Source organism: Microvirga pakistanensis (assembly GCF_004458765.1).
Lineage (GTDB): Bacteria > Pseudomonadota > Alphaproteobacteria > Rhizobiales > Beijerinckiaceae > Microvirga > Microvirga pakistanensis.
On record NZ_SPJX01000296.1, the window covers coordinates 56,950 to 82,931 of the forward strand.

Genomic DNA, 25,982 nt, shown 5'->3' on the forward strand with positions numbered 1-25,982 from the left:
TCGCCGCCCCGATCAAGGGCAACACGAAAACAGCCTTAAAACTTAGCCAACGACTGCCTCGGTCCTTTCCTGAACGACAGCAAGCGGCACCTCCGGCACGGCATCCGGCTGGACCTTCTCGAGCGCCACCCGGTTGTCGTGGAAGGCCGCCCCGCCATAGGGCGCGACCTGGTCGCCGCCCGTCAGGGTGTTGATGCCGCGGCCCAGGGGATGCGCCTTGTTGGGCCAGATCCCCTCCGCGATCAGCACCCCGCGCCGCACGCCGTCGAAGAGCCGGGCGCGCAGGAAAACCTCGCCGCGATGGTTCTTCAGCTTCACCCAATCACCATCGGCAATGCCCTGCCGTTCGGCATCGCCCGGATGGATCATCACCTCCGGCCTGCCCTCCTTGGCCACGGAGCCGGGCGTTTCGGTGAAGGAGGAGTTCAGGAAGCTGCGGGCCGGGCTCGTGGCGAGGCGGAACGGATACTCCTCGGTCGCCGCCTCGATGACGCCCCAATGGTCCGGGAAGGCGGGCATCTCGGCATGGGGTCCCATCGGCCCGTTATTGTAGGAGGGCACGGCCGTCCAATCCGGTTTGAAGCGGAACCGGCCGTCCGGATAGCCGAAGCCTTTCAGGTAATGCGCCTCCTCGAAGGGCGGCTGCACGTCCTTGTGAACCGCCGCCTCCAGTTCCTCGATGCCGCCCCAGCCCGAATGGCGCAGGGTCCAGTCGATGATCTCGCGCGGCTCCATCCGGAACGCGCGGTGCTCCGCGCCCAGGCGCTTCGCCAGCGCGCGGACGACCTCGTGGTTCGACCGGCATTCGCCCGGCGGGTCGATCAGTTTCGGCCCGATCTGGAAATGCTGGTGCCCGCCGCCGGAATAGAGATCGTCGTGCTCCATGAACATGGTGGCTGGCAGCACGATATCGGCCATCATGGCGGTCTCGGTCATGAACTGCTCGTGCACGCAGACGAACAGATCCTCGCGGGCGAAACCCCGCTTCACCAGTTCCTGCTCAGGCGCGACGGAGACCGGGTTGGTATTCTGGATCAGCAGCGCCTTCACCGGAGGGCCGTTGTAGAGCGCTTGGGCGTCGCCGGTGAGCACCCGGCCGATCTGCGACTGGTCGAGCAGGCGGATCGAGGGATCGATGGCCTCGTGCCCTTCGATGAGCGCCTTGTTCCAGCGGAAGATGCCGCTGTTGGAATGGAACGCGCCGCCCCCCTCGTATTGCCACGCGCCCGTCACGGCCGGGATGCAGGCCGCCGCATGCATGTTGACCGCGCCGTTGCGCTGGCGTCCGAAGCCGTAGCCGAGGCGGAAGAACGTGCGCTTGGTCTCGCCCACGAGCCTGGCGAAGGCCTCGATCTCCTCCACCGACAGCCCGGTGATGGCGGACGCCCAGGCCGGATCGCGGGTCTTCAGATGCGCCTCAAGCTCGCGCGGATGGTCGGTATAGCGCTCCAGATAATCCCAGTCCGCATGGCCGTCGCGGAAGAGCACGTGCATGACCGCGCAGGCGAGCGCCCCATCGGTGCCGGGCTTCACCAGAAGCGCCATGTCGGCCTGTTTCATCGTGGCGTTCATGTAGATGTCGACGGCGACGATCTTGGCCCCGCGTTCCTTCCGGGCGCGCATGGCGTGGGTCATCACGTTGACCTGGGTGTGAACCGGGTTCGTGCCCCAGATCACCACGCAATCCGACAAGGCCATCTCGCGCGGGTCCGCCCCCGCGAGCTTGCCTGTGCCGGCCACATAGCCGGTCCAGCCCATGGGCGTGCAGATGGTGGAATACTGGCCGGAATATTTCTTCACATGGCGCAGGCGGTTGATGCCGTCGCGCATGACCAGGCCCATGGTGCCCGCGTAGTAGTAGGGCCAGACCGCCTGGGAGCCGAACTCCTCCTCCGCCGCCAGGAAGGCCCTGGCGACCGTGTCGAGGGCCTCGTCCCAGGAGATGCGCTCGAACTGGCCGGATCCTTTCGGACCCGTGCGCCTCAGCGGATGGAGCAGCCGCTCCGGATGATGGATGCGCTCCGCGTAGCGCGCCACCTTCGCGCAGATCACGCCTGCCGTGTAGCTGTTGGTCTTCGCCCCGTGCACGCGCCCGATGCTGCGCCCCTCGATCACCTCGACGTCGAGGGAGCAGGCGGAGGGGCAATCGTGCGGGCAGATGGAGGAGCGGCGTTCGATGCGGGGAGCTTGGTTCATGGCAGGCCCATGATGACGGAGCGGGGGCCCAAAGAAAAGGCCGCCCGGGGGCGGCCTGGTCTTTTTGCCTGAGGCGAGGCGGCTTAGCCGACGATCTCGTTGCCCGAGAAGAACTGGGCGATCTCGATCTTGGCGTTCTCGACGCTGTCGGAACCGTGGACCGAGTTCTCGCCGATCGACTTGGCGTAGAGCTTGCGGATGGTGCCCTCGGCGGCGCTCTCAGGGTTGGTGGCGCCCATGATCTCGCGGTAGCGGAGAACGGCGTTCTCGCCTTCCAGGACCTGCACGACCACCGGGCCGGAGATCATGAAATCCACGAGCTCGCCGAAGAAGGGGCGCTCCTTGTGGACCGCGTAGAAGGTCTCCGCCTCGCGGCGGGACATGAGAACGCGCTTCTGGGCGACGATGCGCAGGCCCGCCTTCTCGATGACGGCGTTGACGGCGCCGGTCAGGTTACGCTCGGTCGCGTCGGGCTTGATGATGGAGAAAGTACGCTCGATGGCCATGACAGGTCACCCTTATGAGAGAAGAAATCGGGAAAGTCCGGCGCTTATAGCGGCGAGCCCCCTCCCCCTCAAGCGCCTTTTCGCCATCGCGAAGGTTATCACCGGATCGGAAGGCTGGGCCGTGTCGCCGGTCTGTCCGATCAGAAGCCAATCCGCGGGACCCCAGCGTTGTGCGGGTCCGGATGCTCTCGAACACCCAATCCTTGGGGGAGGCTTTATCGCCCAGCTCCGCAACTGCGAGGATGGCAACCTGTCTTTCGGACCATCAAAGCTCGGGAGTTTACGGCCCCCGATCGAGCAATGATGCCAAATTCGCGATTCCGATCCAGGCTCATGTGACAGTATTTGCTCGTTTCGAATACTTGAGTCTGCTTGTATCATTCGAATATTAATCGTTGTTTTTCCTGGGGTTCTCTTGGCCGGCTGCAGACTTGTATGACCGGAAGCCTTGCCGTTGTATTGAGCAGGACATCCGGCAGCATGGATTTTAAGGAACATGTCGTTTTAAATGCCGTTTAACGACAACGAAGTTCGACTTTTAGTGCAATAGCTTACCGAGGGTTGAGCGTCGGTTGCGTTGGTTTCATTGAGATTGCCTGTTAGGGGCGCTGCCTATGAGCAAGGCGCGGCCAGTGATCCAACGTCGCCTCGCGGCCATTCTCTGCGCGGACGTGGCAGGGTATGCGCGGCTGATGAGTCTTGACGAGGGCAGTGCCTTCGCACTTCTCCATTCCCACCGTGAAATCATCGATCGGCAGATTGGTTGGTATGACGGTCGCACCGCAAACACGGCTGGCGACAGCATTGTCGCCGAGTTCCCGAGTTCCATCAACGCCGTCAAATGCGCCTTGGATATTCAGGAGCGCATAGCTGAGGCCAACGAAGATATACCGACAGAGCGGCGGGTCATTTTCCGGATCGGCGTTCATGTCGGCGAGATCATCAGCAAAGACGGCGACCTGTTCGGCGACGGGGTCAACATTGCGGCCCGTATGGAGAAACTGGCCCCACCCGGATGCATATGCCTGTCAGAAACGGCGTACCATTACACCCACAAGGCACTGTCGGTACCTTTTGACGACCTTGGCCCGCAACTCTTCAAGAACCTGACCACGCCCATCCACGCTTATGTGACTCGCCCGCCTGCCAATCCCTTGTCGCGGGCCATTCCAGCCGTTCACCGCAAAAATCTGTTCAACCTGACTCGGCGCTTACACAGGATTCTGACAGTCTCGGTCCTGAAAATCGCCAGACCCGAGGGGCTGACATCGATTGAGCCCTCGGTGCTTGCGTCACTGCATGATGCTCCCGCGATCGACGAGCACCGACTGGCCGCGCGGATCGGGGTTGATCTTGGCAGTGCTCAACGAATGGTGAGGCACCTCGAGGGTCAAGGGCTCATCTGTCGGGCGAACAATGCAGGCGGTCGCCGACCTCTCCTGAGTCTGACACCGGCGGGACTTGACCTGTTCTCCCGACTTTATCCAGTCATTCTGTCGGTCAGGGATGAGGTGATGGGATGCCTCTCGGAGCGGGAGCGAGAGGTTCTTCTCGACCTTCTGGCCCGGGTCGTCGCCTCCAACGAGCATAAGAACAACCACGGTGCGCGGTGAGGTTTCGGATCGGCGCGTCGCCGTAGAGATCGCGCCAGCCGTCCGAAAGGTGTCTTGAAATTGCTGCAGCTCTCCGGCTGCGCCCTGGAGGCCTCATCTGCCGCTCGCAGACCCGGTCGAAGCTGAACTGAGATGCTTCCGTCACTCCAGCGCTCTTCTCGTCATGGCCGGGCTAATCCCGGCCATCCACGCCTTGCGAACCGCAGCGGATCGAAGACGTGGATGCCCGCAACACGTGAGGGCATAACGAGAGATGTTCGAAAGGATTACCGCGCCCTCTGGCCGAAAAGGATGGCCTGAACCGCCGGGTCCTTCATGTCGTAGGAGCCGCGGTCGTCGGTATTGACTTCGAGAGCCCGCTTGACGGCCGGACGCTCCAGCACCGCGGCGAGCCAGCGCTTCGCATGCGGGAAATCCTCGATGTTCTGGCCCTGGCGCTCCCACATCTTGGCCCAGGGAGCGATGGCCATGTCGGCAATGGAATACTCGCCCGCCACGTATTCCCGGTCCGCGAGGCGCTTGTTGAGCACGCCGTAGAGCCGGTTCGTCTCGTTGGTGTAGCGTTCGATCGCGTAGGGCACCTTCTCCGGCGCATAGATGCGGAAATGGTGGGTCTGGCCCAGCATGGGACCGAAACCGCCCATCTGCCAGAACAGCCATTGCTCGACCTCGACGCGCCCGCGCTCGTCCTGCGGGTAGAACCGGCCGGTCTTGCGGCCGAGATATTGCAGGATGGCGCCGGATTCGAACACGGAGATCGGCTGCCCGTCGGGGCCATGGGGATCGACGATCGCCGGCATCTTGTTGTTGGGCGAGATGCTTAGGAAATCGGGTTTGAACTGGTCGCCCTTGCCGATATTCACCGGGTGGATCGCGTAGGGCAGCCCACATTCCTCGAGCATGATGGTGATCTTCCATCCGTTCGGGGTCGGCCAGTAATAGAGATCGATCGGTTGCTGGGCGGATGCCGCCATGGCAGGCCTCTCCTATGGTAACGCTGTGGATCTGACCTTAACGTAAGGTATCGTGCCCGGTATCACACCCTCAAGGCCTGCGCTTTGCGGTGGATAGAGCGCATGGCTGCCCCGGACACCTTGCATGTTTCAATGTTTCATCGTGTGATGCTCGGGGCGCCCTTCGAAGCGCCCGTGGGGGAATTTCCATGATGAACCGTTTCGCCAGCGCGACCCTCGCCGTCACCCTGGCCCTGACTTTCGCCGGCACCGTCCCGGCTCTCGCTCAGATGAAGCCCAAGAAGGAACCGACGGCGGCCCAGCTCGCCGCCCGCGAGCGCCTGACCAAGTGCAGCGCCGAGTGGAAGCAGGCCAAGGCCGGCGGCAAGCTCGAACCCGGGATGAAGTGGCCGAAGTTCTGGAGCGCCTGCAATACACGGATGAAGGGCGGCACGAGGGCTTAGATCATCATGGTTTTCGAGCTCTCGAAAAGGGAGCTCGAAAACCGGCATTCAGCAGTGGACTGCCTATCCGCTTGAGACGCAGGTTGCAGATAATTTTCGTCATTCTCGTAGCCCTGATCGTGATCAGCGGCTGGCTTCTCTACGAGATTGCCCGCTTTGACGCCTGCCTCGATCGATTCAATTACGACAAAGCCCTATGGCACCGGTGCGAGGAAGACCCCGCCTACCGGCCCTCCCCTTGATCGTTCGGCGGCTCGCTGCGCAAAGCCCGAGCTCACAGCTTCTTCTTGAAACCCTCGTGCGAACGAACGAAGCCCAATCGCTCGTAGAAGCGGTGGGCATCCTTGCGGGTCTTGTTGGAGGTCAGCTCCATGGCCGCGGCGCCGCCGAGGCGGGCCTGCCGCTCGGCGAAGGCCATCATTTGCGCGCCGATGCCGCCGGAGCGGCGCGAGGCCTTCACCTTCACGCTCTCCACCTTCACGCGCAGCGCGCCTCGTCCGGTGAGATTGGGGATGAAGGTGAGCTGGAACGTGCCCACCACCTCGTCGCCGTCGAGGGCCACGAACAGCCTGTTCTCGGGGCTGCGCGCGATGGCCGCGAAAGCCGCCTCGTAGGCGGGCTTCGTGTCCGGCGACCACAGGTCTCCGTGCGTGCCGAGTTCGTCCTCTTCGTGAAGGCGGATGATCGCCTCGAGGTCCCCTGCCCTCGCCTCACGGATATCCAGAGCGCTCATGCGGCCACCCGAGATTCCATCGGCAGCAGGGCCTTTCGCGGGGCGAAGTGCGGCAGGGCCTCCACCCGCTTCGCCCAGGCCTGAAGGTTGGCGTAAGCTCCCAGATCGAAGCCGCCCTCGTCGGCGAACGCGATGACGCCGTAGATGTCGATATCGGCGATGGTGGCGCCCTCCCCGACGATCCAGGCGCGGCCTTGAAGGTGCTCGTCAAGCACCTTCAAGGCCGCGTTGCCCCCCGCCATGCAGGATTCGAGCACCTCCGGCGCGGCCGGGCGGATGCCGAGCCGGATCGTCCGGGCGCGATAGACGTGGGAGGCGAGCCGGTCGAAATCCCAGTAGAGCCATTCGCGCGCCTGCAGGCGCTCGTCGAGGGTGGCGCCGCCGAACCTGCCCAGCGTATCCGAAAGATACTCCAGGATCGCCGCCGATTGGCACAGATGCCGCCCGTTGTTGCGGTCGACGAGCAGCGGCACCTGACCGTAGCGCTGCTTGGAGAGGTGAGCGGGCTGCTTGTGCTCGCCCTGCATCATGTTCACATGCACGTAGTCGAACGGCTCTCCCGCCAGCGTCAGCATCAGCCCCACCTTGTAGGTTGGGCCCGAGAAGGCGATCCCGTGAAGTTCGAAGCGTGCCGGCATGGCGTCGTCCCTTTGAGAGAATTTTGTCGCTTCAGACCCTATTGGATTACATTCCAATTCGGAAGCATTGGGGACCACCGGCAGGAGGGGTTATGCCCAGCATGAATCGCGAGCGGAAGCTGCTGCAGCAGAGTGTCGCCATCGTCGCCACCGTTCCCGTGGCGACGGGGCTCTATGGCGTCCTGTTCGGACAGGCGCTCACGGGCGATGCGGTGAGCATCTCGGCAGAGAGCCATTTCCGCTTCATGTCCGGCCTGCTGCTCGGCATCGGCCTCTGCTTCTGGAGCACGCTGCCCGGAATCGAGAATAAGACCAACCGCTTCCGGCTGCTTACCCTTCTGGTCGTCGTCGGTGGGCTGGGACGCCTCGTCGGCCTTGCCCTGACCGGCCTGCCCTCGCTCTTCATGGTCGGCGGCCTGATCGTCGAACTCATCGCCGCGCCGGTCCTGTGCCTGTGGCAGACGCGGGTGGCGAACCGCTACGCGGAGGAGTTCGGCGTGGCCGACAGGTGAAAGGCCCGTTGAAAAGCCCATCCACCGTCAAGCTGCCCTCGGCGCATCCCGCCGCTCGGCTCGCTGTTTGGGAAGCCTTTCGGCCTGCGAAGTGCTATTCTGAAGGGACAGCGCCCGCCATTCCGCGAGCGAGCGGCGCGCGACGCGACGTCGACGGTAAACGCGAGGCAAGCCTGCATCTCGAAGGAGGCTGGATCATGAGCGAAGACGGGAAACTTCTCGCGATCCTACGCCAATCGGCGCCCCCCGAGGTCGCCGATGCCATCGAGCGGGTGATCCACGATGCGCCCGACCCTGAGCTGAACCGGATCAATGCTCTCGCGTTCGCGGCGAGATACGGTCTCGACGAGGAGAAGACGATCGCGGCCTTCCTGCACGCCGCGCGGCTCGGCCTCTTCGAGATGTCCTGGAACGTTCTCTGCCCGGGCTGCGGCGGGGTGATGGACGAAGGCGCGAGCCTCAAATCCCTCACCAAAGAGGAATATTGCTGCGGCCTGTGCGCCGCCGGCTACGAGCCGACGCTCGATGAAATGGTGGAGGTGACCTTCACGGTCAGCCCCCGCATCCGGAAGATCGCGGCCCACGAACCGGACACGCTTTCCGTACCGGAATACCTGCGCCAGATCTTCTGGAGCTCCGGTGTCGATCTGCCGGAGGATTTCGAGAGCCGAATCGAGGAGATCGTGCTCGATTCCATCGAGCTTCCGCCGGGTGAGCGGGTCATCCTGTCCCTGCAGCTTCCCCCGGCTTTCGTGATCGTGTTCGATCCGGTGACGCACGCCACGCAGTTTATCGACGTGAAGGGCGAACCCACCCGCGAGCGGCAGAACCTGTCGATGATCCTGACCGAGCTGGCGCCCGAAAACCGCACCCTGCAGTTGCAGCCCGGCCCCGTCCGCCTCCTGCTCGAAAACCATACCAAGAGACGCACGCTTCCGGCGGTGTGGATCGCTGACGACCCGCTGCACGACCTGATGGGGCATCGCCGTCCGTTCCTCACCGCCAAGCGCCTTCTGACGAACCAGACCTTCCGGGATCTCTACCGCACCGACACGCTCGACGTGGATCAGCGGCTGAAGATCACGAGCCTGACCTTCCTGTTCACGGACCTCAAAGGTTCCACGGAACTCTATGAGCGCGTGGGCGACCTCGTGGCCTACGATCTGGTCCGCGAACATTTCCGCGTGCTCAACGAGATCGCAGCGTCGGAATCGGGGGCCGTGGTGAAGACGATCGGCGATGCGGTGATGGCCACCTTCCCGACGCCGGATCATGCCGTTGCGGCCGCGCTCAGGATGCGGGAGGCCATGCGCAGCCTGAACGAACAGCGCGGGCAGGAAGACCTCCTGCTCAAGATCGGCATTCATGAAGGTCCCTGCCTGGCGGTCGTGCTCAACGAACGGCAGGACTATTTTGGGCAGACCGTGAACATCGCATCGCGGGTTCAGAATCTCGCGGCCTCACGTTCCATCTTCGCCACCGACGCCGTGGTGGACAATCCCGGGACTCGGGGGATCATCGAAACTCAGGGCCTGCGCCCGATGCTCAAGAAGACGACCCTGCGCGGGATCAACAGCGAGTTTTCGGTCTACGAGATTCCGTGAAGCCTCTCCTCGTCATGCCCGGCCTTGAGCCGACATCTCGGCTCAGCATGGCGATGCTGACGGGACGCCTCACAGCGCCTTTTCGAAATGATATTCCGACGAGTTGGAAATGTCGCCGAGATCACGGAGCCGATCGGTCTGCGTGTAGCCCAACTTCCTGTAGAGGCGGTGGGCATCGGTGAAGCGCGTGTCGGACCAGAGATACAGGCGCGTGGCGCCCTTCTGGCGGGCATGGCGCTCCACGGCCCGCACGAGGGACGAGCCGAGGCCCCTGCCACGCTGGTCGGGGCGCACGTAGAGGCGGTGCAGCTCCGCCGTGCCGGCTTCCGGAAAATCGACGCAGGTGCAAGCGCAGACGCGCCCGCTCTCGTCCTCCGTCACCCACAGAACACCATCGTTCCTGCGAGGGGCTCCCGGCGTGCGCAGATCCTTCAGATCATCGTGAGGATCGACGAAGCAGCCGGGATAATCCGCAAAGCAGAGGGACAGAAGGCCGAACAGGTCCTGCGCATCGCGATCCTCGGCGGCGCGCAGGACGAGAGCATCGTCAGAGATTTTCAGCGCTTCGCTCACGGTCACTCGATCCCGAGCTTCGTCTTCAGGATCTCGTTGACGGTCTGCGGGTTGGCCTTGCCGCCGGTCTGCTTCATCACCTGGCCGACAAACCAGCCGAGCAGCGTCGGCTTGGCCTTGGCCTGCTCCACCTTGTCGGGGTTTGCGGCGATGACCGCGTCGATGGCCTTCTCGATGGCGCCCGTGTCGGTCACCTGCTTCATGCCGCGCTGTTCCACGATCTCGCGCGGATTGCCGCCCTCGGTGAAGACGATCTCGAACAGGTCCTTGGCGATCTTGCCGGAGATCACGTTCTCGCCGATGAGCTCGATGATCGCGCCGAGCTGGCTCGCGGAGACGGGGGATTCCGTAATGTCCTTGCCTTCCTTGTTGAGGCGGCCGAACAGCTCGTTGATGATCCAGTTCGCGGCGGCCTTGCCGTCGCGGCCCTTCGCGACCTCCTCGAAGAAGTCGGCCGAGGCGCGCTCGGCCACCAGCACGCTCGCGTCATAGGCCGAGAGGCCGTAATCGCTCATAAAGCGGGCCTTCTTGGCGTCCGGCAATTCCGGCAGATGCTGGGCAAGATCGTCCACATAGGCCTGGTCGAACTCGAGCGGCAGCAGGTCCGGATCGGGGAAGTAGCGGTAATCATGCGCCTCTTCCTTCGAACGCATGGAGCGGGTCTCGCCCTTGCCCGGGTCGTAGAGGCGGGTCTCCTGCTCGATCACGCCGCCGTCCTCCAGGATCGCGATCTGGCGGCGCGCCTCGTATTCGATGGCCTGTCCGATGAAGCGGATGGAGTTGACGTTCTTGATCTCGCAGCGCGTGCCCAATTCCTCGCCGGGACGGCGCACGGAGACGTTCACGTCGGCGCGCAGGTTGCCCTTGTCCATGTCGCCGTCGCAGGTGCCGAGATAGCGCAGGATCGTGCGCAGCTTCGTCACGTAGGCGCGGGCCTCGTCCGCCGAGCGCAGGTCGGGCTTCGACACGATCTCCATCAGGGCCACGCCGGAGCGGTTGAGGTCGACGAAGCTCATGGTGGGGTGCAGGTCATGGATCGACTTGCCCGCGTCCTGCTCCAGGTGCAGGCGCTCGATGCGCACCGTGATCGTCTCGCCCGTCTCCGGCACGTCCACGATCACCTCGCCCTCGCCCACGATGGGGCTCTTGTACTGGCTGATCTGATAGCCCTGGGGCAGGTCCGGGTAGAAGTAGTTCTTCCGGTCAAAGGTGCTTCTCAGGTTGATCTCGGCCTTGAGTCCGAGGCCCGTGCGGATGGCCTGGCGCACGCATTCCTCGTTGATGACGGGCAGCATGCCGGGCATGGCGGCGTCGACGAGGGAAACGTGGCTGTTCGGATCGCCGCCGAAGGCGGTCGAGGCGCCGGAGAACAGCTTGGCCTGGCTCGTCACCTGGGCGTGGATTTCCATGCCGATGACGATTTCCCAATCGCCTGTCGCACCTTTGATGAGCTTCTTCGGGTTCACCGGAGCGTTCATGAGCCTTGCGCCTTTATCTCTCGCACTTTCACGCCCGGAGTAAGAGCGACGCGATACCGGGTCAACCCCTTTCAAGATGAACAGGCATTCAGGTTTCTCGGTTCACGCCCAAGATTAATTCTCATTTATGCACAGCCATTTAAGATTATTGTTACGCTCGGATGAAACCGCATCCAACATCAGGCGTTGAACGGGAGGTAAAACGGTCAAGGAGCTTTAAAATGGCTATGGATCCCATGGATCGCGAACCGAACGTCTACAATCGCGAGACGAACGTCTACGATAATAGCTCGCGCGGTTCCAACACTCTTGCTTACGTCATCGGCGGTCTTGTTATCGCGCTCGGCTTGCTGGCCTTCCTCTTCTATGATGGCGGCAACGAGCCCAGCACGACCGGCAGCACGGGCACTCAGACGGAAAGCTCGTCGCCGTCGACCGGCTCCGGCGCGACCGGTGGTTCGTCCACGGCCCCGGCAGCTCCCAGCTCCCCGGCCCCGGCAGCTCCGAGCTCCCCGGCTCCGGCTGCTCCGTCGGCACCGGCCTCTCCGCAGCAGTAATCTCGCGTCACGCGTAAGCTGCCACAAAGGGCCTGGCTTCGGTCAGGCCCTTTTCCATGGGCCCGTCAGGTGGCGCGCATCGCAGACGGATGGCCTCGCGACGGCAGCGTCATGAGCAGGATTCCGGCGAGGATGCAAAGCAGGCCGAACCACGCGGAGGAATCGAGCCGCTCGCCCAGGACGGATGCCCCGATGGCAATCCCGATGGGCGCGCGCAGGTAGCCCTGGGCCGTGGTGCCTAGGGACCCGAGGGTATGGATGAGCCGGAAATAGATCAGGAAGGCGCAGGCCGTCGAGAAAACGGCCAGTCCGATCAGGGCCAGGAGCGAGGCCCCGGACGGCGCCAGCGTCCAGGGGCGGTCCAGGACGAGGCTCAATGGCAGCAGGATGACGGCGCCTGAGATCAGCGATCCGGTGGCGGGCATGATCGGATCGAGGGACTTGAAGTTGCGTCCGAAGATCGCCGCCCCTGCATAGCAGATCGTCGCCAGGACGACCGCGAGCTGCCCTGCGAGCGCCTGCCCGGCATGGGTCAGAGCCTGCGTACCGACGATGGCGCAGGTTCCGAGGAGGCCGATCATCACGCCCGCGAACTTGCGGAAGGTGGTGGCCTCGTGCCGGGACCAGGCCCATGTGATCAGGAAGGTGAACACGGGCGTCATCGCGTTCAGGATCACCGCCAGACCCGCATCGACCGATTGCTCGGCCCAGACGATGAGCGTGAACGGAGCAACGCTGTTGAGGCAGGCCTGCACTGCGAAGCTTCTCCATGTCGCGCCGTCCCGGGGGAGCCGCAGCCCGCGCAGATGGAGGACAACCAGCAGCAAGCTCCCCGCAATGAGCGTGCGGGCGGCGATCAGGGTGACGGGCGGGATCGTTTCGATCCCGATCTTGATGAAGGTGTAGGAGGCCCCCCAGAGCGTTGCGAGGAGAGCCAGCAGGGCGAGTTCGAAAACGGGAGGGCGGAAGGAACTTGGCGCCATGGTCATGAATCCGTTCATGGATCTTGGGACGCCGCACCCTGGCATGTGGGCCCGCCTGCGTCGCGTCGGAACGCTTCGGCCGCGGCCGAAGCGTTCCAGGCTGACCGGCCCGCCGCCCCGGTCTATGATCGGCCCATGGCACCGATCGTTTCAGGAATCGCACTGGCGGAAATCGCCGCTCTCATGGGCGACGTGGCGCGCGCCAACATCCTCTCGTGTCTCATGGACGGCAGGGCGCTCACGGCAAGCGAACTCACCTGGCACAGCGGGGTCAGCGCGCAGACCGCAAGCGGCCATCTCGCCAAGCTCAGCGAGGCCCGCCTGATCTCCATGACGAAGCAGGGCCGACACCGGTATTACCGGCTTGCCTCTCCCGAGGTGGCCCAGGCCATCGAGGCGCTGATGGCGGTCGCCTCCTTCGGACCGAAAAGGCACCGCCCGGTCGGCCCGAAGGACGAGGCCCTGCGCCGGGCCCGGACCTGCTACGATCATCTGGCGGGACGGCTCGGCATCGCGCTGGCCGACGCCCTTACCGGGCAAGACTATCTTGTGCTCTCCGACAGCGCCGGCGTTCTGACCGAGAAGGGCCAGCGCTTCCTCTGCTCCTTCGGAATCGGACTGGAGGAGGGCGGGAAGTCGGGCAGGCGCGGCCTCTGCCGGACCTGCCTCGACTGGAGCGAGCGCCGCCCTCACCTCGCGGGCCGCCTGGGAGCCGCGCTCTGCACGAGGATGTTCGATCTCGGCTGGGTCGAACGGATCAAGGACAGTCGCGCCCTGACCATCACAGCGAGCGGGCAGCGAGGCCTGAAGGAGGTCTTCGGCATCGAGCCGCAAGGCTGAGAGCAACAGGGCTGAGGCTCGTCGCTGCAATTCACGAGCCGTCCTCAGAGCGGCAGGAGCCGGAATGAAGGGCGGGTTCCCGGCTTCGATATTCCACGCGGGAAGCCTCCCTCAGGAAGAGCCGGTCTTGTCCTGATCAGCTCAACACGCCCGGCTCTCCCGTGCTCACGCGGAAGGGGCGCGTGGAGCGCCCCTTTCCTGTGCCCGGCTGAAGCCATGGTGGGCTCAGTAGGCGATGAGGTCGTGGGAGGCGGCGTTCCAGTGCAGGTTGCGGCCGTAGTTCTCCAGCACGATCTGGTACTTGTTGTCCACCAGCACCGTGGTCGTGTAGCTCACCACCGCCGTCACCCCGCTCCAGGTGACGTGCTGCTGGCGGGCAAAGCTCACCGCGCTCGCCCCCTCGAGCTTGAGCACGTCGCCCACCTCAAGGTCCCGGATCCGGTCCACCACTACCGGAATGTACGAGACCGCCTGCGCGTCCCGGTCCGTCGCTACGTTGAACACGAATGTGTCCCGGCCCGCCCCGCCATAGAGCACATCCAGTCCCGAGCCGCCCTGCAGCGTGTCGTCGCCCTCGCAGCCATAGAGCATGTCGGCGCCGGTCCCGCCCCACAGCACGTCGTTGCCGGTCCACCCGGTCAGGAAGTCGTTGCCCTCCCCGCCGTCCTGGGTGTCGTTGCCGTTGGCCCCGTCGAGGTAGTCGTCGCCGGCGTTGCCGCGCATCAGGTCATTGCCGTCGCGGCCGAACAGCCCGTCATTGCCCTCGCCGCCCTCCAGGCGGTCCTCGCCGGCGCCGCCGTCGAGGGTGTCGTCGCCGAGCCCGCCATACACCTGGTCGGCGCCCTCGCCGCCATCGAGGCTGTCGCGGCCGGCTCCGCCCAGGAGCACGTCCCGGCCCTCGCCGCCAGAGAGCGTGTCGGCGCCGTTGCCGCCGCGCAGGGCGTCGCTGGAGAGGCCGCCCACCACCACGTCGTGGCCGTCGCCCGCATCGATCACCGCGCCGGCGGCCTTCACGCCCCCGACCCGGCCCTCGTGCATGCCCACGTTCTCCCAGTGCGCGCGCACCCAGACATCATCCAGGTTGTTGGCGATCTTGTAGGCCAGGATGTCCGGGTTCGCCGCCAGATAGCCGGCCAGGTCGAAGGCGGTGCCCCAATCGGCGCCCGCGGCCTTGGTGCTCCCGTCCCAGCCGCCCTCGCGGCCCTCGAAGCGGCCGTTGTTCTTCCAGTGGTCCCAGGCGAAGCTCTGGGGCAGGTTGTGGGCGGCCCGGTAGGCCTCCACGTCCGGGTTCTTGGCCAGGTAATCGGCGGCGTTGAAATCGGCCGCGTTGCTGTTGCCGACCTGGATGAAGTCGTTGAAGGCGCTGCCGATGACGTTCTCCACATTCAGGAGGGCATCGCCCATCGCATCGCCGCCAGAGCCAACACCCGTCGACAGGTTGACCGTGACACCCTCACCGTTGATGCCTGCCGCGCTCGTCGCGTAGCTCACCGTGTCGATGCCGGACCCGCCGGAGAGCATGTCCCCGCCCCGGCCCCCAGACAGAAGGTCGTCCCCGTCGCCTCCATAGAGGAGATCTCTGCCGGTGCCACCAATGAGGGTATCATGGCCTTCCGCTCCGAAAAGCCATCCCGATCCTTGGATGTCGTCGTTTCCGGAAGCGCCAACGAATATATTCAGCGAGAGTACAGATGCCCCATCTGTAGCATTGCCGCCGACATTATCGTCATGGACATGATCGGGATCAAAATGTTCATCGTAGGTCTCCGCATCCCACAGAGGATCACGCCAAGCTCCTTGAGGGCAAGGCATGCCCACTGTCTCGCCATATAGAATTTGATGAAGATTATACTGAAACTCTTCATATTCTAGAATAAAACGCTCGAGTAATCTTGGCTCAGGTACATTAACAAGGTTACCAGGGGCTCGAATATGTATATCTACATAAACTAATTTTCCGTCTTTATCATAGAAGCTGTCGGAGTTGGTCTGTTCACTAGGAGCATTTTCATCATTTTCAGGATTATTCGACGTGTCGGTCGACTGGTCGTAGGATGAGCCCGCACCGGAACCGCCGGTTGGATTGCCAGTGATGTCATCTCTGGTTCCTGTGCCGCCATATGCAACACCGCCACCACCCGTATTGTCGAAGACGTTACCGGTCCGCTTTTGGAACCAGTCCCAGATCCATTCAAGGCTATTATTGGTAGTTACGGTCATACCCTGCTCCCGCGCTTGCTTAGACGGAATGCCAAGCCACCAAGCTTGGCGTTTCGAAGCCGAGATTAGCGCCGCAAGTTACGTTATCAAGTAACAATGCGCACACTGCGCAAGAATTGCCAGATACAATCTCCAGTTGTATATGCCTTAAAGTATGTATTCTTTACAAACTGCTAGTTACAGTATTTGTAATAGACAGGATTTATCCGAATATTTACTTTCAGCACCCAAAAAACGTCATCTATTGGATTAGATGCTTACAGTGACACCAACCTGTTATACATTGACACAGCCAGCCTGTTTGGCACTACAAGGCAGCCTGAGCAGTAACGAGAACACTGAGCAAGCTGAATTGTCTCCAACTCTCGCCTATTGTTTCCTAAACGGGCTGATGCGGTTCCCGTACCACCGGAGCAGTCGGGCCCTTTCCCGGCCCGCGAGCCCAGCGATTCGAACCTGCGAATCTGCAATCCTCGCATAGGGGAGCCTGTGGCCGATTCTCCTGCCGCCATCTGCCTGGTTCGTTGGCCGGGCACGGTTTTTCGGGACGTTGACCGGTGTCTCATCGTGCCGGGGTAGATACCGGAACCCCCGCCCCGGCAGCCTCATCCACGCCCCCTTCCGTCCGGCCTCGAGCTGGCTAAACGCGAGCCCCTCCACCGACCGCCGCTGGATTCCTGAAGGAGTCTCTGTGGCTTAGCCAGTTTTCCACATTCTTAACACTTGCCCACTATATATAGATGGAACAAGAACGTGCGGCACAAGTTCTTGACGTGAGGCTCGCAACACGACTAGCTTGCCAGGGTTCCGATCCGAGACCGGCGGCCGGCCCGAAAGGGTGGCTGAAATCTCCCGAAGGCGAGCGTGAGAGCCCGCGGCGACGTGTTCTGCCGCGCGACCTTTGTCGTCTGGAGGCCGTAACTCGGGCGTGTTGCGTGTGGCGATCTGGGAAAACGGATCGTTGGGGTTCGAACAAAATTTTGGGGCTGAAGAGCCACAGGGGCAACCCGTGGCCACGGGGATGTTTGTCCCTGAACTTGAGGATTTGAAAGATGCGGATCGAGCGGCGCTATACCGAAGCTGGGCAATCGCCTTATTCCTCCCTCGCCTTCCGGCTCGCCACGAGCGAGATCCGCAATCCGGACGGCTCGATCGTCTTCAGGCTCGAGAACATCGAGGTGCCGGAGACCTGGAGCCAGGTGGCGTCGGACGTCCTGGCCCAGAAATACTTCCGCAAGGCCGGCGTTCCGGCCCGCCTGAGGAAGATCGAGGAGAACGACGTCCCCTCATGGCTGTGGCGCTCCGTGCCCGACGAGGCGGCGCTGGCCGAGCTGCCGGAGGAGAGCCGCTACGGCTCGGAGATTTCCTCGAAGCAGGTGTTCGACCGTCTCGCGGGCTGCTGGACCTATTGGGGCTGGAAGGGCGGCTACTTCTCCTCCGAGGAGGATGCCCAGGCCTTCTATGACGAGCTGCGCTACATGCTCGCCAACCAGATGGTGGCGCCGAACTCGCCGCAATGGTTCAACACCGGCCTGCACTGGGCCTACGGCATCGACGGACCGAGCCAGGGCCACTTCTATGTGGATTACAAGACCGGCAAGCTCACCAAGTCCAAGTCGGCCTACGAGCACCCGCAGCCGCATGCCTGCTTCATCCAGAGCGTCGAGGACGACCTGGTGAACGAGGGCGGCATCATGGACCTGTGGGTCCGCGAGGCGCGCCTGTTCAAGTACGGCTCCGGCACGGGCTCCAACTTCTCCAAGCTGCGCGGCGAGGGCGAGAAGCTCTCCGGCGGCGGCCGCTCCTCGGGCCTGATGTCCTTCCTCAAGATCGGCGATCGCGCCGCGGGCGCGATCAAGTCCGGCGGCACCACGCGCCGCGCGGCGAAGATGGTGGTGGTCGACGTCGATCACCCGGACATCGAGAGCTACATCGACTGGAAGGTGAAGGAGGAGCAGAAGGTCGCGGCGCTGGTGGCCGGTTCCAAGCTCGCCTCCAAGCACCTCAAGGCCATCATGAAGGCCTGCGTGAACTGCGAGGCCCCCGGCGATGCCTGCTTCGACCCGGAGAAGAACCCGGCTCTGAAGAAGGAAATCAAGATGGCGCGCCGGGTCCAGATCCCGGACAACTACATCAAGCGCGTCATCCAGTTCGCGCGCCAGGGCTACACCGACATCGAGTTCCCCGTCTACGACACGGATTGGGATTCGGAGGCCTATCTCACGGTCTCCGGCCAGAACTCCAACAACTCCGTCTCCGTGACCGACGACTTTTTGCGCGCGGTGGAAACGGACGGCGAGTGGAAGCTCACCGCCCGCAAGGACGGCAAGGTGGTGAAGACCCTCAAGGCCCGCGACCTCTGGGAGCAGATCGGCCACGCCGCCTGGGCCTCTGCCGATCCGGGCCTGCACTTCAACACTACCATGAACGACTGGCACACCAGCCCCGCCGGTGGCCGCATCCGGGCGTCGAATCCCTGCTCGGAATACATGTTCCTGGACGACACGGCCTGCAACCTCGCCTCCGCGAACCTGCTGCAGTTCTTCGACCGCGCGGCGCACAGGTTCGACGCGGAATCCTTCGAGCATGCCTGCCGCCTGTGGACATTGGTGCTCGAAATCTCGGTGATGATGGCGCAGTTCCCGTCGAAGGAGATCGCGCAGCTCTCCTACGAGTACCGCACGCTCGGCCTCGGCTACGCCAATATCGGCGGCCTGCTCATGACCATGGGCCTGCCGTATGATTCCGATGCAGGCCGCTCGCTCTGCGGCGCGATCACCGCGATCATGACCGGCGTGTCCTATGCCACCTCCGCCGAGATGGCGGGCGAGCTCGGCGCGTTCCCGAACTACAAGGCCAACGCGAAGCACATGCTGCGCGTGATCCGCAACCACCGCCGCGCGGCCCATGGCCTGAGCGAGGGCTACGAGGGTCTCTCCGTGAACCCGGTGCCGCTCGATCACGCCTCCTGCCCCGATGCCGGCCTGATCGCCCATGCGAAGGCCGCCTGGGACAAGGCGCTCGACCTCGGCGAGACGCACGGCTACCGAAATGCGCAATCCACCGTGATCGCGCCCACCGGCACCATCGGCCTCGTGATGGATTGCGACACCACCGGCATCGAGCCCGACTTCGCCCTCGTGAAGTTCAAGAAGCTCGCCGGCGGCGGCTATTTCAAGATCATCAATCGGGCCGTGCCCGACGCGCTGCGCGCGCTCGGCTACCGCGAGTCCGAGATCGCCGAGATCGAGGCCTATGCGGTCGGCCACGGCTCCATGAAGCAGGCTCCCGCCATCAACCCCGGCTCCCTCGCCGCGAAAGGCTTCACGCCGGAGAAGATCGACGCGGTCGAGAAGGGCCTGAAGAGTGCCTTCGACATCAAGTTCGTGTTCAACCGCTGGACGCTGGGCGAGGACTTCCTGACCGGCACGCTGAACGTTCCGGCGTCGAGCCTCAACGATCCGTCCTTCGACCTGCTGCAGCATCTCGGCTTCTCGAAAGCCGACATCGAGGCCGCGAACATCCACATCTGCGGCGCGATGACCCTGGAGGGCGCTCCCCATCTCAAGACCGAGCACTACGCGGTGTTCGATTGCGCCAATCCCTGCGGCAAGATCGGCAAGCGCTATCTGTCGGTGGAGAGCCACATCCGCATGATGGCGGCGGCGCAGCCCTTCATCTCGGGCGCGATCTCCAAGACCATCAACATGCCCAACGACGCCACCGTCGAGGATTGCAAGAACGCCTACATGCTGTCCTGGAAGCTGGCGCTGAAGGCCAACGCCCTCTACCGCGACGGCTCCAAGCTGTCGCAGCCGCTGAACTCCGCCCTCATCGCCGATGAGGAGGAGGATGCGGAGGACGCGGTGGAGGCCGTGACCGCCATGCCGGCCGCCGCCAAGGCCGCGCATGTGTCGGAGAAGATCGTCGAGAAGGTGGTCGAGCGCGTGGTGGCTCTGCGCGAGCGTGAGAAGATGCCCGACCGCCGCAAGGGCTATACCCAGAAGGCCGTCGTCGGTGGCCATAAAGTGTATCTGCGTACTGGCGAATACGACGACGGCCGTCTCGGCGAGATCTTCATCGACATGCACAAGGAAGGCGCGGCCTTCCGGGCGATGATGAACAACTTCGCCATCGCGATCTCGCTCGGCCTGCAATACGGCGTGCCCCTGGAGGAATACGTGGAGGCCTTCACCTTCACGCGCTTCGAGCCGGCCGGCTTCGTGCAGGGCAACGAGCGCATCAAGAGCGCGACCTCGATCCTCGATTACGTGTTCCGCGAGCTCGCGGTCTCGTATCTCGCCCGCAACGACCTCGCCCATGTGGACCCGTCGGAGGCCGGCCCCACCACCATCGGCTCGGGCGAAGCCCAGTCGAAGGCGCCGGAAGCGGCTCCCGCCACCGCCGTGGTGTCCCGCGGCTTCACCCGCGGCTCGGTGGACCGCCTCATGCTGATCCCCGGCGGCGCCGCCGCCAGCGGCGCGGGCGTGACTCAGCGTCCGGCGGGCGGCGTGACGGTCGGCGCGAATGCCCTCAAGGGCGAGCTCGCCCAGCCCGCCGCGCAGGAGCAGATCGTCGGCGAAGCCGAAATGGCGAAACTCGCCTTCTCCGCGCCCTCCATCGCCGACAAGCGCGCCGAGGCCAAGATGAAGGGCTATGTGGGCGAAGCCTGCCCCGAATGCGCCAACTTCACGCTGGTGCGCAACGGGACGTGCTTGAAGTGTGATACGTGCGGATCGACAACCGGGTGCTCGTAAATCCGTCGGCCCTGGCGGTTTCCGCCAGGGCTTTTTTCATGCTGCGGCAATGCCCTCTCAAGAACGCGATTATCCTCCGCTTTCCAGGCCCATTTGGGCCTCGTCGTCGCGCCCATGGTACCGGCAGTGGCATGGGCCTTGGTCGCGGAATGGCCTCAACTGAGTGTCGAGCGCGTCCCGATCTGGCTGTTACTCACCGCCATCGTAGGCGCATCTCCAGCGGCGCTCATTCTTGGCATTCCGGCTTACCTGCTTCTTCGCCGGTATTTGAGACCGAATCTACTCACAATCTCCGCAGCCGGCGGAATCATCGCCGTCATACCCTGGCTTGTACTGACACTGAGGAACTATCTGAGGGTGAACTGCCTGGGAATGATCGATGCGGGGTTAAGCGATGCAGCCATGCCGATCCTCCTCTTGAAGTCGGTCTTCTGACGCCCCCGATCTCTTGTGGCGCGGCTCTCGCCTCCGCGTGTTACTCGTGCGGGCCCGCCGGTTTGACGAGGTGAAGCCCTTCGAATGCAACCGCCGGCGCCGTCTCGCCGCCTCCGGCGACCTGTACCGTCGGAAAGGCGAACCGGATCCCGTTCTCGTCGAAGGCCTGCTTGATGCGGGCAAAGGCCTTGCGGCGGATCACGAACTGCTCGCCCGGTCGCGTTGTCATCTTGCAGCGGATCTGGATCGCGTACTCGCCGAACTGCTCGACCCCCTGCATCTTGAGCGGCTCGATGATGTTGAGGGCGAACTCCGGATCCTCCGCCATCTCCTGCCCGATCTTCTTGATCAGCTTGCGGGCCTTCTCCAGATCGGTGTCGTAGGTGACGCTGATCTCGAACTTGTCGATCACCCAGTCACGGCTCATGTTCTGCACCGCCCCGAGCTGGCCGAACGGCACCGTGTAGACCGGGCCGCGGTGATGCCGCAGCTTGATCGAGCGCAAGGAGAAAGACTCGACCGTGCCTTTGTAAGAGCCGCTCTGGATGTACTCACCGACCCGGAACGCATCGTCGAGCAGGTAGAACACGCCGCTGATGATATCCTTCACCAGCGTCTGCGAGCCGAACCCAACGGCCACCCCGACAATGCCCGCGCCCGCGATCAGCGGTCCGATCTGGACGCCCAGTGCCGAGAGCACCATCAGAACGGCCATCGCGGCCAGCACGGCGAGAATTGTGGTGCGGAAGATCGGCAGCAGCGTGCGCACCCGAGCTTGACGCGAGGCGGCCGCGCTACCCATTGGAGCGGCGGTCTCTGCCTGAGCGAGCCGTCGATCGATCAGGGTTTTGGCCACCTGCCAGATCAGGTCGGCGACGAGCAGGATGACCACGGCGCTCAAGGCTCCCCTCACCAAACGGGTCAGAAGCGTGTCGCGGCTGGTCATCTCGACGAGGTCTATGTCCCAGGCATGGGCCAGCAGCAGGACGACACCGACGATCAGCACTGCCCGCACGCTGCGGTCGAGGTACACCGCCGTCAGGCTGGTTTCCGTGGGCGGCCTGGTCGGCAGGCGTACGGCTTCGTGGGTTGCCCGCTCGGCAATCGCGATCGCCCGCGGCAGCAGGAGGGCCACCGCACCAAGCCAGAACAGTCGCATTAGGCCGGCGACCCACAGCCCCCACAGCAGCACGAAGCAGAGCGACAGCAGACCTGCTCTGAGCATGTGAGAGCCTCTCACCTGAGCAGGCGCCTCCTGAGCGCTGTGGCTTGCGGGCGGGGGGTGTGCCCAGGCTGTATGGAGCGCGATGGTCAGCAGGCCGAGGCCAAGGGCATAGGCCACCACCTGCCTCGCCTCCGGTGAGAAGCCGAGGATGCCCAGCATTTCGACGGTGGCCCATCCGATGGCGAACCAGCCGACGAACAGGGCTAGGCGAAGGTGCCAAAATCGTGCCGCCTCGGTGCTCATCGGGAGCAGGCGTAAGCGCTCGATGTCCTGCGGTGTTCTGCTATCGGGCGCGAGCAGGAAACGACCGGCGACCAGAGCGAGCCGCAGTAGGATGGCGGCGGCAAGGTAGGCGACAACGACCTGCCTCAGGAGCGGCGGCCAGTCGAAGGCCAGGAAGGCGCCGATGCTGCCGGTAGCGAAAATCAGCAGTCCGAGGATGTCGAACCCGAGGCGCATGACCAAGGTGCGCAGCCGCGCGGCCACGGTCTCCACGGGCCGTGAGAGCTCCCGCCGCCGGAAGGCAGCGGTCAGCCTGCCGAAGAGCCACTCGGTTCCGGCCCCGAGCGCCAGGAACTCGGCGATGAGGACGAGCACGGCAAGCCCACGCCGACCCTGAAGCTCGGCGATGAGGCGAAGACGGGCCTGCCGGAACTCATTCGGCACACGAGGCACGGCCGTTGCCAGCGCGGCCAAGTGTTCCTCAAGGGCGGTGATGCGCTGCGTCATCATCCCGGAGGTCGTGGTCGGCGCATCCGCAGCAACCGGCACGACCTTGGATTCCCGCTGCTCATCCGCCCACGCCTGCACGACGGGATCCTGCATCAGGTCGAGTAGTTGTTGGACCTGCGCCGGAGGAGGGCTCGCGTTCTGGGCAGGCTGGGCACAACCCGGCATGGTGCCTGCCAGGATCGGAAGCACAATGACCATTCCATACAATGGGCCTGCCAACGTGACGCGCATGGCCCTGCCTTTCGCGCGAGCCTGGGTCCCATGGAAGTTTACGCCAGTTCGACGGAAGGCGCGAACCAGATTTCCGTCCCCGATGGGGCCGACAAGGGCCTTCAGGATAGCACGCCGACCCACGGAAGTCCCAAGCGCTCTAGCGAGTTGCACGTTGCCGGCGCAGCGGGGCCGTGGGAGCGGCCCCCTGTGCCATCTGCAAGCATGTGAGCATGTCGACATAGCTTGGTGATCCGCCGATCTGGGCCTCTCCTACGCAGGTCTCCCGGTGGGACGCTGCCGCGCCGCTCCACATTACCTGAAGCTGGCGCTCCGCATCCCTTTCGTCCTGCATGCAGCCCTCGTACGGATTGGCATCCTCCGCTAGAAGGCGCGGCGCCGACCGGCAGGTTGCCTCGACGTCGAGCCGGGGGAGTTGCTGTGCCGCGGCAGTCGACATCAGAATCGCACCCCACAGGAACAGACAATTCGGCAGACAGGCTCTCATGGCAATCTCCTATCCTTGTGCGTATCGATCCAGCTCGGCCGCGAGCTCGGCCGCGAGATCCCTCACAAGGATCCGGTACTCGGCGCAGCGAGCCGCCCTCACGGAGGAAGTCGAGCGCTCCCACCGTGCCAGGGCGGCCTGTGCCTCGGTGAGATCCTCACACAGCGACCGGAAGTTATCGTCCGTCCGAGCCAGCTCCTCAATGGCATGTCCCCGGTCCGGGAAGCGGGTGATGGCGGCCTGGACGGCGTGATGCATGGCGCTACCCCCGTTGCCGGTTTCGGACAGCGCAAGTGCGCCGTCGCACGGTTGCCAGCATCGCCCCATACCGCACGCATGGGGAGTATGTTACGGTAGGTTACGGAGAGAGGCGTCTCGCGGCGCCCTCGAACAATGGGCCGATCCATGCTCGGCGGAAGCGACGGCACTGTCGGTGCCTCGCCGCAGGCCCAGTCGCCACCTGCGGCGGAGGACGTGCGTGCGCAGCTCGCCATTCTCCTCGCCAGCCCCGACCTCGATGCCCCCGCGCGGGCTCGCAGGTTCCTCCGCTATGTCGTCGAGGAGACGCTCGCCGGCCGCGCCGACCGCATCAAGGCCTATGCGATCGGCACCGAGGTGTTCGAGCGGAGCCCGGACTTCGATGCCCAGAGCGATCCGGTCGTGCGGATCGAGGCTGGAAGGCTGCGCCGGGCCCTGGAGCGCTACTATCTCTCCGACGGCCGGTCCGACCCGGTCGTCATCACCATCCCGAAGGGAGCGTACATCCCGCACTTCGCTTGGCGTAGGCCGCCGGTCGCTGAAGCCGACCCTGCCCCGACCACTGCGTCGACAGGGCATGCTGGCAATTCTCCGCCCCAGCACCGGATGCCCTGGCTCGCCACTGCCGCCGTCGTGGCTATCCTCCTTGCCGGGTTCGTCTTGTTGGATCTGTGGAACGACAGTGCTTCTCGTGCGCCTCAAGCATCGGTCCACCTGCCCCCCGGGGGGCCGGCCCTTGTCGTCATGCCATTTGCTGCCCTGGGGGAGGCTCCCGCCGCCAAGACCTACGCGGACGGATTGACCGAGGAGGTCATGAGCCAGTTCGCCCGCTTCAAGGAAGTGACTGTCATCGGACGGGAGACGTCGCGCAGCATCCCGCCGGGTGCGGATGCCACCCGTCTCCGCAATGACCTCGGCGTCCGGTACGTGCTGGAGGGAAGCGTGCGTGCCGCAGCGCACCGTCTTCGCATCACCGGCCGGCTCCTCGATGTGGAAACGGGCGCCGTCCTGTGGTCGCAGATCTACGACGAGGACTTGAAGGCTCGTGATCTCTTCACGATCCAGGACGACGTCGCGCGCAAGGTCACCACGGCAGTGGCGCAGCCCTACGGCATCATCCAGCGAGCCCACCAGACCCGAACCGGTACCCGTCCGCCCGACGACCTTGAGGCCTATGGCTGCACGCTGCGGTTCTACGATTACCGGGCGGCGCTGTCTGAGGAGAGCCATGCCGCGATCCGGTCCTGCCTGGAACGGGCCGTTGCAGCCCATCCCGAATTTGCGACCGCCTGGGCGATGCTGTCCGTCCTGTATCTCGACGAGGACCGCTTCGGGTTTAACCCGAAGGCCGAGCCCGCGACCGCTATCGAACGCTCCCTCGATGCGGCCCGCCGCGCCACCCGCCTCGATCCCGAGAACGTGCGGGCGCTCCAGTCCCTGATGATGGCGCTGTTCTTCGCCCGGCAGCCTGCCGAGGCGCTGGAGGTCGGCGAGCGGGCGGTGGCGCTCAACCCGAACGACACCGAGCTGCTCGGCGAGTTCGGAACCCGGCTGGGCCAGGCGGGCGCTTGGCATCGCGGCGCCGAGCTGTTGGAGCAGGCGCTCGCCCGCAACCCGGGACACTCTGGCTACTATAGCGGCACGCTGGCGGTCTACGCCTACATGCAGCACGACTATGCCCGTGCCGAGAGCTTGATCCGGCAGGCAGCACTGGAGAAGTTCCCCCTCTTCCACTTCGTCGCCGCCGTCATCTATGCCCAACTCGGCAGGGCGGTTGAAGCCGCTGAGGCCCGTGACGAGTTCCTGCGCATGCGCCCGACCATCTTCGAACGCTGGGACGAGGAAATGGCCAAGCGCAACTACCGGCCCGAGGATGCAGCCCATTTCGCCGAGGGAGCCCGCAAGGCGGGCTTTCCGATGCCGGCGCGAACCGCCGCGGAAGCGATGCTACAGGCATCGCCGCCCCCGCGCTGACCATCCTCACATC

22 protein-coding genes are annotated in these 25,982 nt (G+C 64.2%); 10 read left to right on the forward strand and 12 right to left on the reverse strand.

Annotation, left to right across the window (positions count from 1 at the left end):
• Positions 1–42 precede the first annotated feature (42 nt).
• Both E4K09_RS16240 and ndk read right to left on the reverse strand, forming a co-directional pair.
• Positions 43–2,196: a molybdopterin-containing oxidoreductase family protein gene (locus E4K09_RS16240; RefSeq protein ID WP_134498783.1), complete on the reverse strand. Its 2,154-nt coding sequence runs from the start codon at positions 2,194–2,196 to the stop codon at positions 43–45.
• A gap of 83 nt (positions 2,197–2,279) precedes the next feature.
• The gene (ndk, locus tag E4K09_RS16245) at positions 2,280–2,702 is read right to left on the reverse strand and encodes a nucleoside-diphosphate kinase (RefSeq protein ID WP_134498785.1); all 423 of its coding nucleotides are present in this window, start codon (positions 2,700–2,702) and stop codon (positions 2,280–2,282) included.
• 614 nt (positions 2,703–3,316) lie between these two features.
• Between ndk and E4K09_RS16250 the strand changes: the two genes are divergently transcribed.
• Positions 3,317–4,315, forward strand: a complete 999-nt coding sequence (locus E4K09_RS16250; protein ID WP_134498787.1) for an adenylate/guanylate cyclase domain-containing protein — start codon at positions 3,317–3,319, stop codon at positions 4,313–4,315.
• A gap of 266 nt (positions 4,316–4,581) precedes the next feature.
• Here the strand turns inward: E4K09_RS16250 and E4K09_RS16255 are convergent, their stop codons facing one another.
• Entirely contained in the window at positions 4,582–5,289 is a 708-nt protein-coding gene (locus tag E4K09_RS16255) for a glutathione S-transferase N-terminal domain-containing protein (RefSeq protein WP_134498789.1), read from the reverse strand.
• 188 nt (positions 5,290–5,477) lie between these two features.
• Between E4K09_RS16255 and E4K09_RS16260 the strand changes: the two genes are divergently transcribed.
• Positions 5,478–5,732: a hypothetical protein gene (locus E4K09_RS16260; RefSeq protein WP_134498791.1), complete on the forward strand. Its 255-nt coding sequence runs from the start codon at positions 5,478–5,480 to the stop codon at positions 5,730–5,732.
• A gap of 83 nt (positions 5,733–5,815) precedes the next feature.
• Positions 5,816–5,974, forward strand: a complete 159-nt coding sequence (locus tag E4K09_RS29165; RefSeq protein ID WP_166802355.1) for a hypothetical protein — start codon at positions 5,816–5,818, stop codon at positions 5,972–5,974.
• A gap of 32 nt (positions 5,975–6,006) precedes the next feature.
• Here the strand turns inward: E4K09_RS29165 and E4K09_RS16265 are convergent, their stop codons facing one another.
• Together E4K09_RS16265 and E4K09_RS16270 are read right to left on the reverse strand one after the other, a co-directional pair.
• Positions 6,007–6,465: a GNAT family N-acetyltransferase gene (locus E4K09_RS16265; RefSeq protein WP_134498794.1), complete on the reverse strand. Its 459-nt coding sequence runs from the start codon at positions 6,463–6,465 to the stop codon at positions 6,007–6,009.
• Positions 6,462–7,103 carry a glutathione S-transferase family protein gene (locus E4K09_RS16270; RefSeq protein ID WP_134498796.1) on the reverse strand — a complete coding sequence of 214 codons (642 nt, stop codon included), beginning with the start codon at positions 7,101–7,103 and terminating at the stop codon, positions 6,462–6,464. Before E4K09_RS16270 ends, E4K09_RS16265 begins: the two co-directional genes overlap by 4 nt.
• Before the next feature lie 101 nt (positions 7,104–7,204).
• On the opposite strand from E4K09_RS16270, the gene E4K09_RS16275 reads away from it, so the two are divergent.
• Entirely contained in the window at positions 7,205–7,615 is a 411-nt protein-coding gene (locus E4K09_RS16275) for a DUF4345 domain-containing protein (RefSeq protein WP_134498871.1), read from the forward strand.
• 197 nt (positions 7,616–7,812) lie between these two features.
• Positions 7,813–9,219, forward strand: a complete 1,407-nt coding sequence (locus tag E4K09_RS16280) for an adenylate/guanylate cyclase domain-containing protein (RefSeq protein WP_134498798.1) — start codon at positions 7,813–7,815, stop codon at positions 9,217–9,219.
• Positions 9,220–9,288: 69 nt separating this feature from the next.
• Here the strand turns inward: E4K09_RS16280 and E4K09_RS16285 are convergent, their stop codons facing one another.
• Positions 9,289–9,792, reverse strand: a complete 504-nt coding sequence (locus tag E4K09_RS16285; protein ID WP_166802356.1) for a GNAT family N-acetyltransferase — start codon at positions 9,790–9,792, stop codon at positions 9,289–9,291.
• A 2-nt stretch (positions 9,793–9,794) separates the two neighbouring features.
• Positions 9,795–11,270, reverse strand: a complete 1,476-nt coding sequence (gene gatB, locus E4K09_RS16290; protein ID WP_134498802.1) for an Asp-tRNA(Asn)/Glu-tRNA(Gln) amidotransferase subunit GatB — start codon at positions 11,268–11,270, stop codon at positions 9,795–9,797.
• 221 nt (positions 11,271–11,491) lie between these two features.
• Here gatB and E4K09_RS16295 point away from each other — a divergent pair, with 221 nt between their 5' ends.
• A complete protein-coding gene (locus E4K09_RS16295) occupies positions 11,492–11,827 on the forward strand; it encodes a hypothetical protein (RefSeq protein ID WP_134498804.1) in 336 nt (111 codons plus the stop codon).
• 65 nt (positions 11,828–11,892) lie between these two features.
• On the opposite strand, the gene E4K09_RS16300 is transcribed toward E4K09_RS16295, so the two are convergent.
• Positions 11,893–12,810, reverse strand: a complete 918-nt coding sequence (locus E4K09_RS16300) for a DMT family transporter (RefSeq protein WP_244610531.1) — start codon at positions 12,808–12,810, stop codon at positions 11,893–11,895.
• Positions 12,811–12,945: 135 nt separating this feature from the next.
• Here E4K09_RS16300 and E4K09_RS16305 point away from each other — a divergent pair, with 135 nt between their 5' ends.
• Entirely contained in the window at positions 12,946–13,650 is a 705-nt protein-coding gene (locus E4K09_RS16305) for an ArsR/SmtB family transcription factor (RefSeq protein ID WP_166802357.1), read from the forward strand.
• A 225-nt stretch (positions 13,651–13,875) separates the two neighbouring features.
• Here E4K09_RS16305 and E4K09_RS16310 read toward each other — a convergent pair whose 3' ends face one another.
• Positions 13,876–15,462: a calcium-binding protein gene (locus E4K09_RS16310; protein ID WP_166802358.1), complete on the reverse strand. Its 1,587-nt coding sequence runs from the start codon at positions 15,460–15,462 to the stop codon at positions 13,876–13,878.
• A 1,460-nt stretch (positions 15,463–16,922) separates the two neighbouring features.
• Between E4K09_RS16310 and E4K09_RS16315 the strand changes: the two genes are divergently transcribed.
• Positions 16,923–20,627, forward strand: a complete 3,705-nt coding sequence (locus tag E4K09_RS16315; protein ID WP_134498810.1) for a vitamin B12-dependent ribonucleotide reductase — start codon at positions 16,923–16,925, stop codon at positions 20,625–20,627.
• A 93-nt stretch (positions 20,628–20,720) separates the two neighbouring features.
• Entirely contained in the window at positions 20,721–21,062 is a 342-nt protein-coding gene (locus E4K09_RS16320; protein ID WP_134498812.1) for a hypothetical protein, read from the forward strand.
• A gap of 40 nt (positions 21,063–21,102) precedes the next feature.
• Here E4K09_RS16320 and E4K09_RS16325 read toward each other — a convergent pair whose 3' ends face one another.
• Genes E4K09_RS16325 through E4K09_RS16335 form a run of 3 tightly spaced genes read right to left on the reverse strand, consistent with a single transcriptional unit; the run spans position 21,103 to position 23,995 of the window.
• Entirely contained in the window at positions 21,103–23,373 is a 2,271-nt protein-coding gene (locus E4K09_RS16325) for a mechanosensitive ion channel family protein (RefSeq protein WP_244610532.1), read from the reverse strand.
• Positions 23,374–23,389: 16 nt separating this feature from the next.
• Positions 23,390–23,737 carry a hypothetical protein gene (locus E4K09_RS16330; protein ID WP_134498814.1) on the reverse strand — a complete coding sequence of 116 codons (348 nt, stop codon included), beginning with the start codon at positions 23,735–23,737 and terminating at the stop codon, positions 23,390–23,392.
• A 9-nt stretch (positions 23,738–23,746) separates the two neighbouring features.
• Positions 23,747–23,995 (reverse strand): hypothetical protein, encoded by a 249-nt coding sequence (locus E4K09_RS16335; RefSeq protein WP_134498816.1) that lies wholly within the window; start codon positions 23,993–23,995, stop codon positions 23,747–23,749.
• Positions 23,996–24,142: 147 nt separating this feature from the next.
• On the opposite strand from E4K09_RS16335, the gene E4K09_RS16340 reads away from it, so the two are divergent.
• Positions 24,143–25,969: a tetratricopeptide repeat protein gene (locus E4K09_RS16340; protein ID WP_134498818.1), complete on the forward strand. Its 1,827-nt coding sequence runs from the start codon at positions 24,143–24,145 to the stop codon at positions 25,967–25,969.
• The last annotated feature ends 13 nt before the right edge of the window (positions 25,970–25,982 follow it).

Coding starts and splice junctions, on each gene's coding strand:
- E4K09_RS16240 (WP_134498783.1), bottom strand. CDS start 2,196: ATGAACCAAGCTCCCCGCATCGAACGCCGCTCCTCCATCTGCCCGCAC.
- ndk (WP_134498785.1), bottom strand. CDS start 2,702: ATGGCCATCGAGCGTACTTTCTCCATCATCAAGCCCGACGCGACCGAG.
- E4K09_RS16250 (WP_134498787.1), top strand. CDS start 3,317: ATGAGCAAGGCGCGGCCAGTGATCCAACGTCGCCTCGCGGCCATTCTC.
- E4K09_RS16255 (WP_134498789.1), bottom strand. CDS start 5,289: ATGGCGGCATCCGCCCAGCAACCGATCGATCTCTATTACTGGCCGACC.
- E4K09_RS16260 (WP_134498791.1), top strand. CDS start 5,478: ATGATGAACCGTTTCGCCAGCGCGACCCTCGCCGTCACCCTGGCCCTG.
- E4K09_RS16265 (WP_134498794.1), bottom strand. CDS start 6,465: ATGAGCGCTCTGGATATCCGTGAGGCGAGGGCAGGGGACCTCGAGGCG.
- E4K09_RS16270 (WP_134498796.1), bottom strand. CDS start 7,103: ATGCCGGCACGCTTCGAACTTCACGGGATCGCCTTCTCGGGCCCAACC.
- E4K09_RS16275 (WP_134498871.1), top strand. CDS start 7,205: ATGAATCGCGAGCGGAAGCTGCTGCAGCAGAGTGTCGCCATCGTCGCC.
- E4K09_RS16280 (WP_134498798.1), top strand. CDS start 7,813: ATGAGCGAAGACGGGAAACTTCTCGCGATCCTACGCCAATCGGCGCCC.
- gatB (WP_134498802.1), bottom strand. CDS start 11,270: ATGAACGCTCCGGTGAACCCGAAGAAGCTCATCAAAGGTGCGACAGGC.
- E4K09_RS16295 (WP_134498804.1), top strand. CDS start 11,492: ATGGCTATGGATCCCATGGATCGCGAACCGAACGTCTACAATCGCGAG.
- E4K09_RS16300 (WP_244610531.1), bottom strand. CDS start 12,810: ATGGCGCCAAGTTCCTTCCGCCCTCCCGTTTTCGAACTCGCCCTGCTG.
- E4K09_RS16305 (WP_166802357.1), top strand. CDS start 12,946: ATGGCACCGATCGTTTCAGGAATCGCACTGGCGGAAATCGCCGCTCTC.
- E4K09_RS16310 (WP_166802358.1), bottom strand. CDS start 15,462: ATGCCTTGCCCTCAAGGAGCTTGGCGTGATCCTCTGTGGGATGCGGAG.
- E4K09_RS16315 (WP_134498810.1), top strand. CDS start 16,923: ATGCGGATCGAGCGGCGCTATACCGAAGCTGGGCAATCGCCTTATTCC.
- E4K09_RS16330 (WP_134498814.1), bottom strand. CDS start 23,737: ATGAGAGCCTGTCTGCCGAATTGTCTGTTCCTGTGGGGTGCGATTCTG.
- E4K09_RS16335 (WP_134498816.1), bottom strand. CDS start 23,995: ATGCATCACGCCGTCCAGGCCGCCATCACCCGCTTCCCGGACCGGGGA.
- E4K09_RS16340 (WP_134498818.1), top strand. CDS start 24,143: ATGCTCGGCGGAAGCGACGGCACTGTCGGTGCCTCGCCGCAGGCCCAG.